Genomic DNA, 16085 nt, shown 5'->3' on the forward strand with positions numbered 1-16085 from the left:
GGCTGCCCGTGCACACCGCGGGCCGTGCACCGCTGCCCGGGCACGCCGCGGGCCGTGCACACCGCGGAGGGAGTACGGCCATGTCCGGCTGGAGCGCGCACGACATCCCCGACCAGGGCGGTCGCACCGCCGTCGTCACCGGGGCCAACAGCGGGCTCGGGTACGTCACCGCGCGCGAGCTCGCCCGCAAGGGGGCGCGAGTGGTGCTCGCCTGCCGCAGCGAGACGCGGGGGCGGGAGGCCGTCCGGCGACTGCATGAGGAAGTGCCGCGTGCGAAGGCGGAGTTGCGGCGGCTCGATCTCGGGGACCTCGCCTCCGTAAGGGAGTTCGCGGACGGCCTGCCCTACGACCGGCTCGACCTGCTCGTCAACAACGCGGGCGTGATGGCGATGCCGTACGGCACCACCGCCGACGGGTTCGAGACGCAGTTCGGGGTGAATCATCTCGGGCACTTCGCCCTCACGGGGCTGCTGCTGCCCGCGCTGCTCGCCGCGCAGGACGCACCGGCCGGGGCGACGCGGATCGTGACCGTCTCCAGCATGGTCCACCTGCTCGGCAACATCGACCCGGACGATCTCAACTCCGCACACAAATACCGGCGTTGGATTGCCTACGGACGTTCGAAGACCGCCAACCTGCTCTTCACGCACGAGCTGGCGCGCAGGCTCACGGCGGCCGGGGCCGGAGTCGTCGCGGCGGCCGCGCATCCGGGGTACGCGGCGACCAACCTCCAGACGGCGGGGCCCCGGGCGGAGGGGCGCCGGGTCGCGGAGCGGCTGATGGCGCTCGGCAACCGGGTCTTCGCCCAGCCCGCCGAGGCCGGCGCGCTGCCCGCCCTGTACGCGGCGACCGCGCCCGGTGTCCGCCCGGACTCGTTCACCGGGCCGTCCCTCGCCATGTGGCGCGGGGCGCCGGCGCCGTCGCGGCGAGCACCCTGGACCCTCGACGACCGGGCGGGGGAGCGCCTGTGGGCCGCCTCCGAGCGGCTGACCGGGGTGTCCTTCGAGGCACTCAAGGGCTGAGCCCCGGCCGCTCACCGTCACGGTGGAGTCCTTCGGGCAGCCGCAGGCAGTGCTCCCGGGAGTCCGGCAGACCCGTGGCCGCGCCCGTGCCCGCGGTTACGCCTGCCCGCGCGCGAACCCGGACGGGTACTCGTCCGCGTATCCCTCCGAGTAGCCCCGCGGGTAACCCTCCGCCCACCCCGGGGCGTACTCCTCCGCATACGCCGGGGCGTACTCCTCCGCGTACCGCTGCGCGAAGTCCTCCGGCATCGGGGTGGTGTCCAGGTAGAACCACTCGGCGGTGGGGCCGGGAGCGGATCCGGAGGCGGCGGAGACGGTGGCGGGCGCGGGGGCCCTCCGGCGGCGGGGCAGCGGGTCGGAGGGCTGGAGGTCGGAGAGCCGGGGGCCGGCCGCCACGGGTGTCGCTTCCTCCTCCGCGGCGGGTCGTCGCGCCGGGCCCGGCATCAGCAGTTCCACCCGCAGGCCCTTGCCGCGTTGCTGGGCGGTGAACTCCTCCACCTGGCTGCGGCAGGCGTGGTCGAGGTGGGTCACGCCGGTGAGGTCGAGCCGGATGCGGGGTCTGCCGGCCTCGGCGGCGGACTCCAGGGCCTCGATGACCTGGGGCAGTCGCAGGAAGGTCGCGTTGCCGGCCATCACCACCTTCGCGGTGTCGTCCTCGGTGTGCTGCCGGATGACCGTCTGGGACATGCGCACCGCGGCCAGCACGATGCCTGCCGCGAGGCCGATCAGGACGCCCTCCAGAAGCGCCGTCGCCACGATGACCAGGGTGGTGATCATCATGACGGCGAACTCGCCCCGGTCCTGCCGCCACATCTTCGGGAACTCGTCGGGAGCGAAGAGCTTCCAGCCGCTGTGCACGAGTACGCCCGCCAGGACCGAGATCGGGATCAGGGCCAGCACCTGGGGGAGCAGCAGCGCGAACGCCAGCAGCCACAGGCCGTGCAGGGTGCGGGAGAGCCGGGTCTTGGCGCCCGCTTGGACGTTCGCCGAACTACGGGCCACCACCGCGGTGATGGGCAGGGCGCCGAGGAGTCCCGCGAGCGTGTTGCCGGCGCCCTGGGCGATCAGCTCGGGGTTGTAGCGGGTGCGCGGACCGTCGTGCATACGGTCCACCGCCGCCGCCGTGAACAGTGATTCCGCCGAGGCGATCACGGTGAAGGTCAGGATCGCGGTGATGATCCCGGCGTCCGCCAGACCCGCGAACTGTTCCGCCCCCGGCACGTCGACGGAGGCCAGCAGATTGCCCACCTGGAGTGTCTTGACGTCGACGCCCGGCAGCGCGGCGACCGTGATGCCGATGCCCACCGCGACCAGGGCCGCCGGCACCTTCTTGACCGGTCCCGGAGCCTTCTTCCACAGGAAGCTCAGGGCGACCGTGGCGATGCCCAGCCCGGCGGCGATCATCGCCTGCGGGTCGGCGACCGTGTCCGCGAGCAGGCCGGGGATGCCGGCCATGTTCTCCAGCGGGGTACCGGGGGCCTTCGCGTCGGCCACCGGGTACGCCTGGCTGAACATCAGCGGCAGGCCGATGCCCGCGAGCATGCCCTGGACGACGGCCAGGGAGATCGCCTGGAAGAACCGGCCCAGTTTGACCAGGCCGAGGACGATCTGGAGGAGGCCGGAGAAGAGCACGATCACGCCGAGCATGGCCACGCCGTACTCCAGCACGGTCTCCGCGACCAGCGCGGCGAGACCGGCGGCCGGGCCGCTCACCTGAAGCGTGCTGCCGCGTGCCGCGCCCACCACCAGGCCGCCGATGACGCCCGAGATGATGCCCAGCTCGGGGGAGACGCCCGAGGCGACGGCCACGCCGATGCACAGCGGGAGCGCGACCAGGAAGACGACTAGGGACGCGGTGATCTCGGTGGCCAGGTCACCCTTGGGCGCAGCCGCTTTCAGGGCGGCCATCGCCGAGCCCTTCGCCGAGCCCTTCGCCGTGCCTGCCGCTGTGCCCGGCACCGCGTCCTTCGAGGCGGCCTTCGCCGTGTTCTTCGAAGCGCCCTTCGCGGTGGTGTCCCACCCGGTCGTCGGTTTCTGCGTGGGTGTCGGCGCGGGCGGGGGCGTGGGCGTCGGAGGGGCCATAGGCCGCGGTGGTGGCGCCGGCCGGGGCGGCGGACCGGTCAGCCCGGCCGCCTGCCCGAATGTGCGGCCCCTTCCGTCACTGGCCCCGGAACTCCAGTCCGCGCCCGTTCCCCGGTCGGTGCCCGTGTCCCGGTCGGCGCCCGGGTCCCACTCCGCGCCCGGGGCGGTGCCCGTGCTCGTTCCCCGGCCCCGGGCATGCCTGGCGTGTGCGCCGCTCATGCCGCGTGCACCCGGAACAGACCGTCCTCGTCCAGCTCGTGCACCTGCCCGGTGTGCACCTCGTAGTACCAGCCGTGCAGGCGCAGTCGCCCGGCGTCGAGACGTCGCTGCGTCGCCGGGTAACTACGCAGCACCGCAAGCTGGTTGACGACGTTCAGCTGGGCGACGTCCGGCATCGACGGATCCTCGACGTCGCCGTCCAGGACGGGCGCCAGCCTGGGGCGGGCCAACTGGAGCCAGGCGTCCACGCCGGGAAGGGCGGACAGGTCGTCGCCGGACTTGAGGGCGCCCATCGCACCGCAGTGGGAGTGGCCGCACACCACGATGTCCTGAACGCCGAGCACCTCCAGTGCGTACTCGATGGTGGCCGCCTCGCCGGAGGCGCCCTGCCGGCCGTGCGGCGGAACGATGTTTCCCGCGTTTCGCAGCTCGAATATCTCACCGGGCCGCGCGCCCGTGATCAGTGCGGGTATCACCCGTGAGTCCGAGCAGGTGATGAACAATGCCTCGGGATATTGGCCTTCGGCCAGTCGCCGGTATTCGCCGCTTTCGAAGGCGACCCGTCGTTTGAACGAGCGGGCGCGGTCCAGCAGTGCCTTCACGGATCCTCCCAGGTCAGAGCTGGTCGGCATGAGGGTCCGACCAGTTCCTCATCACCGTAGAGGAGCCAATGCCAGGCGAAGGTTAGAGGAACACTAAACCGCCGACAAGAAGGGGACAGTTTTCGTCCGGAGTTGAGCCGCTGCTCACATTGTCCGGGAGATCTGAGGTGTATTCCTGACCGTTCTTGTAGCGTGACGGATCCACGGAACACGTGAATTCGGTGCACAGGAGAGACGGGAACGCATGGGTGTACGAGTCCTGCTCATCGAGGACGACCGGACGATCGCCGAGCCGCTCGTCGAGGGCCTCGGGAACTTCGGGCTGGCGGTGCGTCATGTCGGCACCGGCGGCGAGGGGTTGAGGGGGCCGTACGGCGATGTCGTCCTGCTCGACCTGGGGTTGCCCGACATCGACGGCATCGACGTCTGCCGGGGCATCCGGCAGAACTCCGACGTCCCCATCATCATCCTCAGTGCCCGGGGGGAGGAGGCCGACCGGGTGCTGGGTCTGGAGCTGGGCGCCGACGACTACCTGGCGAAGCCGTTCAGCATGCGTGAGCTCGTGGCGCGGGTGCGTGCGGTGATCCGGCGGACGCACCGAGGCCTGGCCGAGCGGGAGTTCACGGGGCAGGAGCCGGTCGGCGGGGAGTCCTTCGCGCCGGCGGCCGCCACCCCTCTCGCCTCCCCGACGTCCGGGACGAGCGGAGCGTTCGGGACGACCGGAGCGTTCGGGACGAGTGAAGCCTTCGCGGCGAACGGAGCCTTCGAGGCCTTCGAGGCGTTCGAGGGCGCCACGACGGCCACTGCCGCAGTCGCCGCCACAGCAGCCGCCCCGACAGCCGTCACAGCCGCCGCCGGTCCCCTGGTCGTCGACCGGCGGACCCGGCAGGTGTGGGTGGGGGAGGAGGCGGTGGCCCTGACACCCAAGGAGTTCGAGCTGCTCGCGCTGCTCACCGAGGATCCGGGGGCCGTGTACTCACGCCAGCAGATCCTCGACCGGGTCTGGGACCCGCACTACCAGGGGCCGACCAAGACGCTGGACGTCCATGTGGCCACTCTGCGAAGGAAGTTGGGAAACCCGGCCTGGATCCAGACGCTGCGCGGAGTGGGTTTCCGGCTGGCGGTGCACACCTCCTCCCCGAGCGCGCGACAGCCCTACGAACCATCGGCTTCCGCCCCGCCGGCCACGGCTCCACCGGCCTTCGCCCGGCACGCTCACCCCCGGCCCGCCCATCCCCAGAGCGCCTACGAGCCGTCGGCCCCCCAACCGCACGTCCATGCTCCGCACGCCTACGACCCGCAACGCTACGACCAGCACTCGGCGGCCTACCGATGACCCGTCGGCTGCTGCTCAGCTATCTCACCCTCGCCGCCCTGGTCCTGCTCTGCCTGGAGATCCCGCTGGGCTTCGTGTACTCGCGCGGCGAGCGGGAGCGGGTGATCAACGCGGCGACGGACGAGGCGGAGTCGGTCTCGGCGTTCGCCTCGCTGTCCATCTCGGCGGGCCGCGCGGCGCAGGACCTGCCCGAGCGGGCCGCGCACTGCGCCGAACGCATCGGCGGCAAGGTGCTGATCGTCGACGGGAGCGGCACCCTGCTGGCCTCCTCGCATCCGCTCAACCGAAGGGAGGAGAGCGGCCTCGCCTCCTGGCCGGGCATCGCCGCCGCCCTGCGCGGTACCGCGACGGCCGACGTGCGCACCTCCACCATCGGCGGTGTGCGGTACCTGGCGGTGGCCACCCCGGTACGCCACGGCGTCGAGGAACAGGGCGCCGTCCGGATCACCGTGCCGACCCGGATGGTGTCCGAACGGGTGCACCACGTCTGGCTGTTGCTGGCCCTGGGCGGACTGGCCGCGCTCACCGCGGTGGCCGCTCTCGGGTTCGTCATCGCCCGCTGGACCGGTCGCCCGATCCGTGAACTGGAGTACGCCACGCACGAGTTGGCGATGGGCGGTACCGCGGTCCCGGTGGCGATCACCAACGGGCCGCCGGAGGTCCGCAGTCTCGCCGCGACCTTCAACCGGACCGCCGCCCGACTGGAACACCTGCTGGCCTCCCAGCGGGCCTTCGCCGGTGAGGCCTCGCACCAGCTGAAGACGCCCCTCGCGGCGCTGCGGCTGCGGCTGGAGAACCTGGAGAACGACATCGCCCTCGACGCGCGGGGCTCGCTCACCGCCGCGCTGACCGAGACCGACCGGCTGGCCCGGATGGTCGAGGGGCTGCTCGCGATGGCCCGGCTCGACGAGAGCGCCGTGGAACGGGAGCCGGTCGACCTGGGCCGGGTGTGCGCGGAGCGGCACCGCGCCTGGACGCCGCTGTTCGAGCAGCACGGCGTGTGGCTGGCACTGGCGGGGGACTACGCGGGCGGGGTGCTGGCGCTGCCCGGGGCCGTGGAGCAGATCCTCGACAACCTGCTCTCCAACGCCCTCAGGGTGGCGCCCCCGGGCTCCACGGTCTCCGTCGACCCGCGCCACCACCCGCCCCACGAGCGCCGCTTCCCGCACCGCCACCCGCATCGGCATCCGCACCGCCCGGCCGGTCCGGGCTGGGTCGAGCTGCACGTCATGGACGAGGGTCCCGGCATGACCGAGGAGCAGCGCCGGCGTGCCTTCGACCGCTTCTGGCGCGCCCCGGACGCCCCCAAGGGCGGCACCGGTCTGGGCCTCGCCCTGGTGCAGCGCCTCGCCCACGCGAGCGGTGGCGAGGTGGTCCTGCGGTCCGCGCCGCGCGGCGGCCTCGACGCGGTGGTCCGGCTCCCGGCGGTACCGGCCCGGCCCGGCGGCACCGGGAACGCGGGCGGTACCGGGGACAACGGCGGCAGCGCGAACACGGTCGCCGGCGCCGGCACCCCCGGCCGGCGTCCGGTCAGACGCCTCCAGTCCACGACACCGGGCCGGCGGTAGGCGGCGGACGAGCGTCAGGCGGTGCGCACCCGGTAGGTGGCGATGCGCACCGTGTCGTCGTCCAGGCACTCCCCGCTCAGCAGGTCGAAACGCTGCTTGAGCAGCGGGGAGGCGACGAACGTGCGGCCCTCGTGGGTGCCGGTCAGACCACGGGAGAGGACGGCCGCGCCGCCGAACGGATCGCGGTTGTCGACGGCGTACACCTCACCGGCCCGGTCCCGGAACAGGGCGACCTGGCGGCCGTCGGGCAGCAGGGCGGCCACCCCGCGGCCGGGGATCAGCTGGCTGAGGTCACAGACCGTGAACCACTGCCCCTCCAGCTGAAGTTGGACCTTGAGGTCGGTCGTCTCGAGTGCCAGGGTCATCGCTGGGCGCTCCCTTCCAGGGGACGGTGGCCGATGGACAGCAACGGCAGGTCGGGCTTGATCTGGTCGCGCTCGGGCACGAAGCCGACGACCGGGTCGGGGGTGTCGGGCGCGTTGACGAAGGACACGAACCGGGCGAGCTTCTCCGGGTCGTTGATGGTGGTCGCCCACTCGTCGGCGTAGTGCGCGACGTGGTCGGTCATCAGGGACTCCAGCTCCTCGCAGATGCCGAGCGAGTCCTCCACCACCACGTCCCGTACGTGGTCCAGCCCGCCGGGGATCCGGTCCAGCCAGGTCGAGGTGCGCTCCAGGCGGTCGGCGGTGCGGATGTAGAACATCAGGAACCGGTCGATGAGGCGTACCAGTTCGGTGTCGGTGAGGTCCTGGGCGAGCAGGTCGGCGTGGCGCGGGGTGGCGCCGCCGTTGCCGCCGACGTAGAGGTTCCAGCCGTTGGAGGTGGCGATGATGCCGAAGTCCTTCGACTGGGCCTCGGCGCACTCGCGGGCGCAGCCCGACACCGCCGACTTGAGCTTGTGCGGGGAGCGCAGCCCCCGGTAGCGCAGCTCCAGGTCGATCGCCATGCGGACGGAGTCCTGGACGCCGTAGCGGCACCAGGTCTGGCCGACGCAGGACTTCACCGTGCGCAGCGACTTGCCGTAGGCGTGACCGGACTCGAAGCCGGCGTCCACCAGCCTGGTCCAGATCAGCGGGAGTTGTTCGACGCGGGCGCCGAACATGTCGATCCGCTGGCCGCCGGTGATCTTCGTGTAGAGGCCGAAGTCGCGGGCGATCTCCCCGATCACGATCAGGCCCTCGGGGGTGATCTCACCGCCGGGGATGCGCGGGACGACCGAGTAGGAGCCGTTCTTCTGGAGGTTGGCGAGGAAGTGGTCGTTGCTGTCCTGAAGGGCCGCCTGCTCGCCGTCCAGGACGTAGCCGCTCGCGCCGATCGTCGGGGCGAGGGAGGCGATGATCGAGCCGACGGTCGGCTTGCAGACCTCGCAGCCGTCGCCGCCCCGGGCGCTGTCCCGGCCGTAGCGGTCGAGGAGGTCCTGGTAGGTGTTGATGCGCAGGGCGAGGACGATCTCGTACAGCTCCTCGCGGGTCTGCGAGAAGCAGCCGCACAGGCCCTTGTCGACCTCGACGCCGCTCGCCTCCAGCTCGGCGGTGACCAGCTGGCCGAGCACCTTGACGCAGCTGCCGCAGCCGGTACCGGCCTTGGTGCACTTCTTCACCTCGGGCACGGTGGTGCAGGAGTGCTCCGTCACCGCGCCGCGGATCGTGCCCTTCGACACGTTGTGGCAGGAGCAGACGATCGCCTCGTCCGGCAGTGCGGACGGGCCGAGCTGGACGGACTCGCCGGCACCGGCCGGCAGGACCAGCGACTCGGGAGCGACGGGCGGTACGGACCCGGTGAAGGCGCGCAGAGTGCCGTACGCCTCCGCGTCGCCGACCAGGATGCCGCCGAGCAGCGTGCCGTCGCGGCCGATGACCAGCTTCTTGTACAGGCCCGAGCGGGAGTCGGAGTAGACGACGTCGAGGCAGTCCTCGGCGGTGCCGTGCGCGTCACCGAACGACGCCACGTCCACACCGAGCAGCTTCAGCTTGGTGGAGAGGTCGGCGCCGGTGAAGGTCAGCTGCTCGGACTCGTCGGCGGCGATCGTCGCGGCGACCGTGATGGCCTGCTCGTAGCCGGGGGCCACCAGGCCGTACACCCGGCCGTCGGCGGCCAGCGCGCACTCGCCGATCGCGAACACGTGCGGGTCGTTCAGCGTGCGGCACTGCTCGTCGACGGCGATGCCGCCACGCTCACCGACCGTCAGGCCGGACTCGCGGGCCAGCTGGTCGCGGGGACGGACACCGGCGCTGAACACCACCAGGTCGGTGGCGAGTTCGGAGCCGTCGGAGAGCTTCATGCCGGTGACGGCGCCGGACTCGTCGACGACGATCTCCTGGGTGCCCACGCCCGTGTGGACGGACAGCCCCATGTCCTCGATGGTGCGCAGCAGCGCGGCGCCACCGCCCTCGTCGACCTGGACCGGCATCAGGCGGGGCGCGAACTCCACGATGTGGGAGGTGAGCCCGAGGCCCTTCAGCGCACCGGCCGCCTCCAGGCCCAGCAGCCCACCGCCGACCACGGCACCCGTCGTCCGCGTCCTGGCGTACTCCTCGATCGCGAGGAGGTCCTCGATCGTGCGGTAGACGAAGCAGCCCTCGGCGTCCTTGTTCGGGACGGGCGGCACGAAGGGGTAGGAGCCGGTGGCCAGGACGAGGATGTCGTAGTCGACCGCCAGTCCCGAGCGGGCCGTCACCTTGCGGGCCTCGCGGTCGATCGTCTCCGCGGGGTCACCGACGTACAGCTCGATGCCGTGGTCGGCGATGAACCGCATGTCGGTCATCGACAGGTCCTCGGGCGTCTTGCCCGAGAAGTACGAGGTGAGCTGCACGCGGTCGTACGCGGGACGCGGCTCCTCGCAGAGCACGACCACGCGGTGCGTGGCGGTCAGGCCGCGCTCGGCGAGCGCCTCGAGGAAGCGCTGGCCGACCATGCCGTGGCCGACGAGCACGATCGTGGGGGTGCCCCCGGGGGTGGCGGTCATCAGGAGCCTCCATCGTTGGTGAGCAGGTGGAGCAGGGGGCCGCCGTCGGAGGGGAGCGGCTCTGCTCCCTCCCAGGCGCGCGCCAGCGCGCCGACGGTGCCGAGTTCGCCGACGAGGACCCCGCCGACCAGGCGGTCGTCGCGGACGACGACCTTGCGGTAGGTGCCCCGGGTGGCGTCGGCGAGCTGTACGACGTCGTCGCCGGGGCGCGGCTCCGTCTCGCCGAAGGCGGCGAGGTCGAAGGCGCTGTTCCCGGCGAGGGTGAGCCGGGTGAGGGCGCGGGTGCCGGCGTACCGGGAGCCCGTGTCTCCGGCGAGCGACTCGGCGAGGACGTCCGCCTGTTCCAGCGCGGGTGCGGCCAGCCCGTACACGTTCCCGTCGTGCTGTGCGCAGTCGCCGATCGCCCGGATGTACGGGTCGGACGTGCGGAGTTCGTCGTCGACCAGGATTCCCTTGTGGACGGCGAGCCCCGCCGCCTTGGCGAGTCCGGCGCGCGGAGAGACCCCGCAGGCCAGCACCACCAGGTCGGCGCCGAGGGTGTACCCGTCGGCCATCTCCACCGAGCGGACGGCGCCGCCGACGCAGCGCACGTCGCGGACCCGGCACTCGGTATGGACCTCGACGCCGAGGTCCCTCAGGTGCCGGAGCACCAGCTTGGACGCGTTCGGGTCGAGCTGGCGTTCCATGAGCCGCTCGGCCTGCTGGGCGAGGACGACCTGGGCGCCGCGTACCGCGAGCGCACGGGCCGCGGAGACCCCGAGGAGCCCGCCGCCGATGACGACCGCCCGCACGCCCGGCCGTACCGCCTTCGACAGACCGAGGCAGTCGTCCATGGTGCGGAAGGCGTGGACGCCCTCCGGCAGGACGTGATCGGGGGTGAACAGACCGCGCAGGGGCGGCAGCACCGGGTTGGAGCCGGTGGCCAGGACCAGGGTGTCGTATGCGATCTCCGAGCCGTCCGCGCAGGCCACGGTCCGCCGGTCGCGGTCGATGCCGGTGACCCGGCCCCGGACCAGTCCGGCGGGCGCGGGCAGCGCGATCACCTCGGGGGCGTACCGGCCGGCCAGCACCTCGGCGAGCAGGACCCGGTTGTAGGGCCGGTGCTCCTCCTCGCCGATCAGCAGCGCGGGCGTGCCCAGCTCGCCGAGCCGGCGGGCGAGTCGTACGCCCGCGAGGCCGGCGCCGATCACCACCACACGCGAATTCGAGGTCATGTCCAGGAGCGTGCGTTGTCGACGTTACCCGACCGCATCACCGTTGTTTCCCGCGAGGAACGCTGCCCTCAGCGGGGCCTGGGCGGGGGTGTGAGGGTTACGACCCCACCCCCACCCGGACACGACCCGTCCGCCTTGGCTCCGGCACACCTCCACCTGGGCACGGCCCCGCCCCACCCGGGACGGGCCGCCCCGTTGGGCCTGGGGCCCGTCATGCGGGTGGGCCGCCGTCAGGCCTCTGTCGCGTGGACGTGCTCGTACCAGTCGCTGCCGCCGTTCGCCGGGTCGTGGCCCGGGTCCTGCACCCACTCGCTCCTGTCCACCTTGAAACTCGCGCCCGGCATGAGCAGGACCTCCGCCTCGGTGCCCTGGTACTGGTGGAACGGGTCGATGTCACGGCCGTACTTCCCGGTGAGTGTCAGCTCCAGGAGGATCCGGTGCGTCTTCGTGCCGGAGACCCGCTGGCCGCGCATGAAGCCCAGCCCCACGGACTTCTCCCGGCTGGTGCTGTCGAACGAGGTCGTGAAGACGGAGCCGGGCCGGTAGTTCAGCGCGGCCTGCTTGCCGAGCCGGTAGATCGAGTCGTCCCCGCCGAGATTCCAGTCGCCGCGGTAGACCTTGCCGGTGACCGGAGGCAGCCGGTTGAGCGCCTCCATCGAGGCCGGCTGCCCGGTCACGCGCGCGAGGACGTGAGATGCGCGAAGACGACGACGTTCCCCTGATAGCCGGTCGACTTCGTATAGCCCCCGCCGCAGGTGATCACCCGCAGCTCCGGCCTGTTCGCCGCCCCGTACACCTTCTCGTCGGGGAAGTCGCGTGCCTGGTAGACCTCGACGGCGTCCACGGTGAACACCGCGACGCTTCCGTCGCGCCGGTCCACCTCGATGGCACTGCCCTTGCGCAGGGCGCCCAGGTCGTAGAAGACGGCGGGGCCGTCGGCGTTGTCGACATGGCCGGCGACGATCGCGGTGCCTCTCTCGCCGGGAGTGGTGCCGGCCTCGTACCAGCCGGCCAGGTTCTTCTTCTCGGCGGGCGGGACGTCGAGGCTGCCCGACGGGGTGAGCGCGAGGCCCGTCAGCGGGGCGTCCACATGGATCGCGGGGATGCGGACGCGGTCGGGCGGGGAGGGCGGCAGCGCCGGGGCGGACCGGCCCGGTGCGCCCGGACCGGCCGAGTGGGCCTGGGCCGCGGACGGCTGCGGCGGAGCGTGTGTCTCGGCGCCGCTGTGCAGCAGCCACGCGCCGCCGCCGAGAGCGATCACGGTGACGGCCGCTATGGCGGTGTTGCCGACCCTGCGCATCCCAGGACCCTTCTGCGTGACTCTTCGCGCGGACGCTTTCCGTGAATCTCCTGGCCAGGGGGGACCCCGTTCCCCCTCCGGGCCGCGAGGGGCGTCGGACCCGGAGGGGGAGGGGACATGCGGTACCGGCGGACGGACAGCGGAGGGTGTCCGTCAGATCCCGTCGCCTCTCGCCCGGCGATGCAGGAGCCAGGTACCGCCCGCGGCGGCGACGGCGAGAGCCGCCACACCGGCCGCGGTCTGTACGGGGTCGGGGCCCAGTGCGCCGCCGACCCCCGTCTTCACACTTCCTCGCGGATGCACCGGCTGCCGGTCGGAGGCCAGCACGACCACCAGGTCCCCGGTGACGCGCCGCCCGCCCGCGGCGCACTCCGCGACGATCTCGTACGTTCCCGGCTGCGAGCTCGGCGGCACCCGGAACCGTCCGATCGCCTCGCCCTCGTGCGCGCTGGGCGCCAGCGGGAAGCGGCCGGCACCCACCGCCCCGGCGTCGCCCGTCGCCGCTCCGCCGTCGCCGCACGCCGCCGTGTTCACCGAGACCTGCCCGCCCGGCACCGCGGTGGACGGATACACCTCAAGACTCCCGGCACGGGTACCGGAACCGGCACTGGCGCTGACACGGGCACCGGCACCCGCATCGGTGCCGGCGCCCTGAGCGGGTGCGGCGAACCCGGCCGTGGTGATGACGGTGAGCGCGGTACCGGTCAGCACATGCGCGGCACGACGTGCGGTACGACGGGCGGTGCGTCGCATCGGTGCTCCTTCGAGCTCTTCGAGTCTCCCTGCCCTTCCGAGGTAAGTCGCAGCACGGCGAGCGCGCTTCCTGAGGGAGCGTCAGGAATGGGATGAATGGGTGTCAGATGCGCGCGCGGTCGGGTGGCCCGACGAGGGTTTCACCAGGTCACCGGCGTGCGGAGGGCCCGGTATGGAAAAGCGCGCATGGGGCGGGTGAACGGGTGACCGCCGCCGGGGGTGGCCACGCCGGTACGGGCCGGACGGCTGCCGCGGGGTCGGGTGAGTGCCGCCGCGGGGTCGCCGGGTGCGGTCGCCGCCGCAGGTCCGGGTGAGGTCACCGCCGGGTGAGCCAGTCCCCGCTCTCGATCAGCTTGCCCCGGGCCCGCAGGCGGTCGGCGACGGCGGGCGCGGCGACGTACACCCATGCACGTACGACAGGACTCGCACCCCGAAGAACCGCTCCCCCCTCCTCCCCGTCCCCATCTCCACGTCCATCGCCACCCCTTGGCGCCGTCGTCACTGGTGGCGCAGCCACCTCGCGCTCGACCCGCTCGTACAGGTTGCGCGGGTCGCCCGGCACGTACTCCTCCAGCCGGTCGAGCTCGGCGAGCAGTCGCACGTAGGTCCGGGGGAGGGGCGTGACGAGTTCGCCGGTGATCGTCCCGCCCGGCTCCTCCACCGCGTAGGGATAGCCGGGCCCCTGGTAGAGCACCGCCCCGGCCAGCCGGGCCGGTTCCTCGCGGAGGGTGCGACCGCGCAGGAGGAGGTCGTGGTTGACCTCGCCGGGGCGGAGGGTGCCGTAGACGAAGAAGGGGAGTTCCGGGGCGCTCACGGAAACGATTCTCTCCCCTCACCGCCCCCTCACCGGTCCATCGCGCATGCGCTATGGACATGACATGTCATGGCCTCTTAAATGCCAGGACGACATCAGCGCCACCTCCACAGGCCACCCACAGGCCACCCCCACACGCGCCCCCCACGGCGCCTTCTCGAGGAGACCGAAGACACTGATGAGTCGGATACGGCAGCACGTCCGAGGTTCCCGTCTCGCCACCGCCGGTATCGCCGCCACCACGGCCACGCTCCTGGCCGCCGTACTCTCCCCGGTCGCCGACGCGGCGGACAGGCCGACCCGGGCGACGGCGCTCGACAACGCGGCGGCGGTACTCGCCGACTACGCGGCGACCCTGGGCCTCACCTCCGTGCAGGGCACCTCCGTCCGTGACGTGGTCGTCGACAAGGACGGCACGCAGCACGTCCGCTACGACCGCACGTACCGCCAACTTCCCGTACTGGGCGGTGACTTCGTCGTCCATCTGGCACCCGACGGCGCGTACCGCAGCGCGAACCGGGCGACGAGGGCGACGATCTCGCTGACGAGCATCACCCCGAAGGTGTCCGCCCCCAAGGCCGCAGACGTCGCCGTGAACGCCCTGCGCGCCGCCAATCTCGGCGAGACGCTGAAGCAGGTGAAGGCCAAGCCGCAGCTGGTCGTCGACGCGCTGCACGGCGCTCCGAAACTGGCCTGGCGGACCGATGTCGTAGCCCTGGACACGCTCGGCAACCCGGTCGCCCGCGCGGTGCTGACCGACGCGCGCACCGGCGCCCAGATCGACGCCTGGGACACCATCGAGACCGCCACGGGCGACGGCAAGTCCCTGTACGGCGGCACGGTCCCGCTGGAGACGACCCTCTCGGGATCGACTTACCAGCTCAAGGACCCGACCCGCGGCAACACGTACACCGGTGACGCGGCCAACAAGACCGACCTGTGCATCTTCGGCATCTGCATCAGCCGCGCCCCCGCGACCCTCTTCACCGACACCGACAACCACTGGGGCACCGGCGCCACGGCGGACCGCTCCACGGCTGCCGTCGACGCCCAGTACGGCACCGACGTGACCTGGGACTACTACAAGAACGTGCACGGCCGCAACGGCATCGGCAACGACGGCAAGGGCTCCTACAACCGCGTCCACTACGGCAACAGCTACAACAACGCCTTCTGGGACGACAGTTGCTTCTGCATGACCTACGGCGACGGTGACGGCACCCAGCTGGGCCCGCTGGTCGCCCTGGACGTGGCCGGCCACGAGATGTCCCACGGCGTGACCTCGAAGACGGCCAAACTGACCTACTCGGGCGAGTCGGGCGGCCTGAACGAGGCGACCTCCGACATCTTCGGCAGCCTGGTCGAGTTCTACGCCGGGAACTCCTCCGACACCGGTGACTACCTCATCGGCGAGAAGATCGTCCGCTCCGGCTTCGGCCGGGACGCCCTGCGCTACATGGACAAGCCGAGCAAGGACGGCAACTCCGCCGACTACTGGAGCAGTTCGGTCGGCAACCTCGACGTCCACTACTCGTCCGGCGTCGCCAACCACTTCGCCTACCTCCTCGCGGAGGGCAGCGGCACGAAGACCGTCAACGGCGTCACCTACAACTCCCCGACGTACAACGGCTCGACGCTCACCGGCATCGGCCGCGACAAGCTCGGCGCGATCTGGTATCGCGCCCTGACCGTCTACATGACGTCCTCGACGAACTACGCGGCGGCAAGAACGGCCACCCTGAACGCGGCCCGCGACCTCTACGGCACCGGCACCACCGAGTACAACGCGGTGGCAGCGGCCTGGACCGCGGTCAACGTGAACTGACCCGCCCCCAGCAGCGTGACGCGGCCGCCCCGAACCCGAACCGCGGAACCGGGGCGGCCGGCAGCGCTTCACCACCCCCGGCGTCGACAATGCACCCGTGGACGAAGAGACCGTGCGTGATCAGGCCGACCTGATTCCCCTCGTGCTTCAGCATCTTCACGCCCCGCTCGTCGGGGCGTCGTACGTGCGCGGGGTGCTGCCCGCCCCCGCCGGCGCGGATGCCGTGCGGGTCGCCGTCGGGCCCGTAAGTGCTGTGGGCACAGGGGAGTTGACGCTCTACGAGATTCCTCTCCTCGTCGGTGAGGACGGTGTGACGGCGTATGACGTCATCGGGATGCTGCGCACGCTGTGCGGGGAGGGCGGCCGGCCGGGGGCGGCACGGTGA

14 protein-coding genes are annotated in these 16085 nt (G+C 72.0%); 5 read left to right on the forward strand and 9 right to left on the reverse strand.

Annotation, left to right across the window (positions count from 1 at the left end; all coding sequences use genetic code 11):
* The first annotated feature begins 80 nt into the window (after positions 1-80).
* A complete protein-coding gene (locus OHU34_RS28315) occupies positions 81-1022 on the forward strand; it encodes an oxidoreductase (RefSeq protein ID WP_230195792.1) in 942 nt (313 codons plus the stop codon).
* Positions 1023-1118: 96 nt separating this feature from the next.
* Here OHU34_RS28315 and OHU34_RS28320 read toward each other — a convergent pair whose 3' ends face one another.
* Together OHU34_RS28320 and OHU34_RS28325 are read right to left on the reverse strand one after the other, a co-directional pair.
* Positions 1119-2930, reverse strand: coding sequence for a SulP family inorganic anion transporter (locus OHU34_RS28320; protein WP_405772399.1), 1812 nt, complete (start codon positions 2928-2930; stop codon positions 1119-1121).
* A 389-nt stretch (positions 2931-3319) separates the two neighbouring features.
* Positions 3320-3925, reverse strand: coding sequence for a carbonic anhydrase (locus OHU34_RS28325; RefSeq protein ID WP_405772401.1), 606 nt, complete (start codon positions 3923-3925; stop codon positions 3320-3322).
* Positions 3926-4169: 244 nt separating this feature from the next.
* On the opposite strand from OHU34_RS28325, the gene OHU34_RS28330 reads away from it, so the two are divergent.
* Positions 4170-5261, forward strand: coding sequence for a response regulator transcription factor (locus OHU34_RS28330; protein ID WP_405768903.1), 1092 nt, complete (start codon positions 4170-4172; stop codon positions 5259-5261).
* Positions 5258-6829, forward strand: a complete 1572-nt coding sequence (locus OHU34_RS28335) for a sensor histidine kinase (protein ID WP_405768905.1) — start codon at positions 5258-5260, stop codon at positions 6827-6829. Before OHU34_RS28330 ends, OHU34_RS28335 begins: the two co-directional genes overlap by 4 nt.
* A 14-nt stretch (positions 6830-6843) precedes the next feature.
* Here OHU34_RS28335 and nirD read toward each other — a convergent pair whose 3' ends face one another.
* From nirD to OHU34_RS28370, 7 genes are all read right to left on the reverse strand, one after another.
* The gene (gene nirD / locus OHU34_RS28340; protein WP_142264201.1) at positions 6844-7194 is read right to left on the reverse strand and encodes a nitrite reductase small subunit NirD; all 351 of its coding nucleotides are present in this window, start codon (positions 7192-7194) and stop codon (positions 6844-6846) included.
* On the reverse strand, positions 7191-9794 hold the full coding sequence (gene nirB, locus OHU34_RS28345) for a nitrite reductase large subunit NirB (protein WP_142264200.1): 2604 nt from the start codon (positions 9792-9794) through the stop codon (positions 7191-7193). Before nirB ends, nirD begins: the two co-directional genes overlap by 4 nt.
* Positions 9794-11008, reverse strand: coding sequence for an NAD(P)/FAD-dependent oxidoreductase (locus OHU34_RS28350; protein ID WP_054244806.1), 1215 nt, complete (start codon positions 11006-11008; stop codon positions 9794-9796). Before OHU34_RS28350 ends, nirB begins: the two co-directional genes overlap by 1 nt.
* Before the next feature lie 230 nt (positions 11009-11238).
* Positions 11239-11685, reverse strand: a complete 447-nt coding sequence (locus OHU34_RS28355; RefSeq protein WP_405768908.1) for a hypothetical protein — start codon at positions 11683-11685, stop codon at positions 11239-11241.
* Positions 11682-12308: a class F sortase gene (locus tag OHU34_RS28360; protein WP_142264198.1), complete on the reverse strand. Its 627-nt coding sequence runs from the start codon at positions 12306-12308 to the stop codon at positions 11682-11684. The genes OHU34_RS28355 and OHU34_RS28360 overlap by 4 nt, the downstream gene beginning before the upstream one ends.
* 153 nt (positions 12309-12461) lie before the next feature.
* Positions 12462-13061 carry a hypothetical protein gene (locus OHU34_RS28365; RefSeq protein ID WP_405768911.1) on the reverse strand — a complete coding sequence of 200 codons (600 nt, stop codon included), beginning with the start codon at positions 13059-13061 and terminating at the stop codon, positions 12462-12464.
* Between the two features lie 316 nt (positions 13062-13377).
* Complete coding sequence (locus OHU34_RS28370) at positions 13378-13875, reverse strand: gamma-glutamylcyclotransferase family protein (RefSeq protein WP_405768914.1); 498 nt, start codon at positions 13873-13875, stop codon at positions 13378-13380.
* 178 nt (positions 13876-14053) lie between these two features.
* Between OHU34_RS28370 and OHU34_RS28375 the strand changes: the two genes are divergently transcribed.
* Complete coding sequence (locus tag OHU34_RS28375; protein WP_054244801.1) at positions 14054-15700, forward strand: M4 family metallopeptidase; 1647 nt, start codon at positions 14054-14056, stop codon at positions 15698-15700.
* Between the two features lie 97 nt (positions 15701-15797).
* Positions 15798-16085: a hypothetical protein gene (locus OHU34_RS28380; RefSeq protein WP_200839675.1), complete on the forward strand. Its 288-nt coding sequence runs from the start codon at positions 15798-15800 to the stop codon at positions 16083-16085.

It is taken from the genome of Streptomyces sp. NBC_00080 (genome assembly GCF_045041255.1).
GTDB lineage: Bacteria > Actinomycetota > Actinomycetes > Streptomycetales > Streptomycetaceae > Streptomyces > Streptomyces coriariae.

Bases quoted from the DNA above. Each gene is read 5' to 3' on its own strand.
- OHU34_RS28315 (WP_230195792.1), top strand. From the start codon at position 81: ATGTCCGGCTGGAGCGCGCACGACATCCCCGACCAGGGCGGTCGCACC.
- OHU34_RS28320 (WP_405772399.1), bottom strand. From the start codon at position 2,930: ATGGCCGCCCTGAAAGCGGCTGCGCCCAAGGGTGACCTGGCCACCGAG.
- OHU34_RS28330 (WP_405768903.1), top strand. From the start codon at position 4,170: ATGGGTGTACGAGTCCTGCTCATCGAGGACGACCGGACGATCGCCGAG.
- OHU34_RS28335 (WP_405768905.1), top strand. From the start codon at position 5,258: ATGACCCGTCGGCTGCTGCTCAGCTATCTCACCCTCGCCGCCCTGGTC.
- nirD (WP_142264201.1), bottom strand. From the start codon at position 7,194: ATGACCCTGGCACTCGAGACGACCGACCTCAAGGTCCAACTTCAGCTG.
- nirB (WP_142264200.1), bottom strand. From the start codon at position 9,794: ATGACCGCCACCCCCGGGGGCACCCCCACGATCGTGCTCGTCGGCCAC.
- OHU34_RS28350 (WP_054244806.1), bottom strand. From the start codon at position 11,008: ATGACCTCGAATTCGCGTGTGGTGGTGATCGGCGCCGGCCTCGCGGGC.
- OHU34_RS28360 (WP_142264198.1), bottom strand. From the start codon at position 12,308: ATGCGCAGGGTCGGCAACACCGCCATAGCGGCCGTCACCGTGATCGCT.
- OHU34_RS28365 (WP_405768911.1), bottom strand. From the start codon at position 13,061: ATGCGACGCACCGCCCGTCGTACCGCACGTCGTGCCGCGCATGTGCTG.
- OHU34_RS28375 (WP_054244801.1), top strand. From the start codon at position 14,054: ATGAGTCGGATACGGCAGCACGTCCGAGGTTCCCGTCTCGCCACCGCC.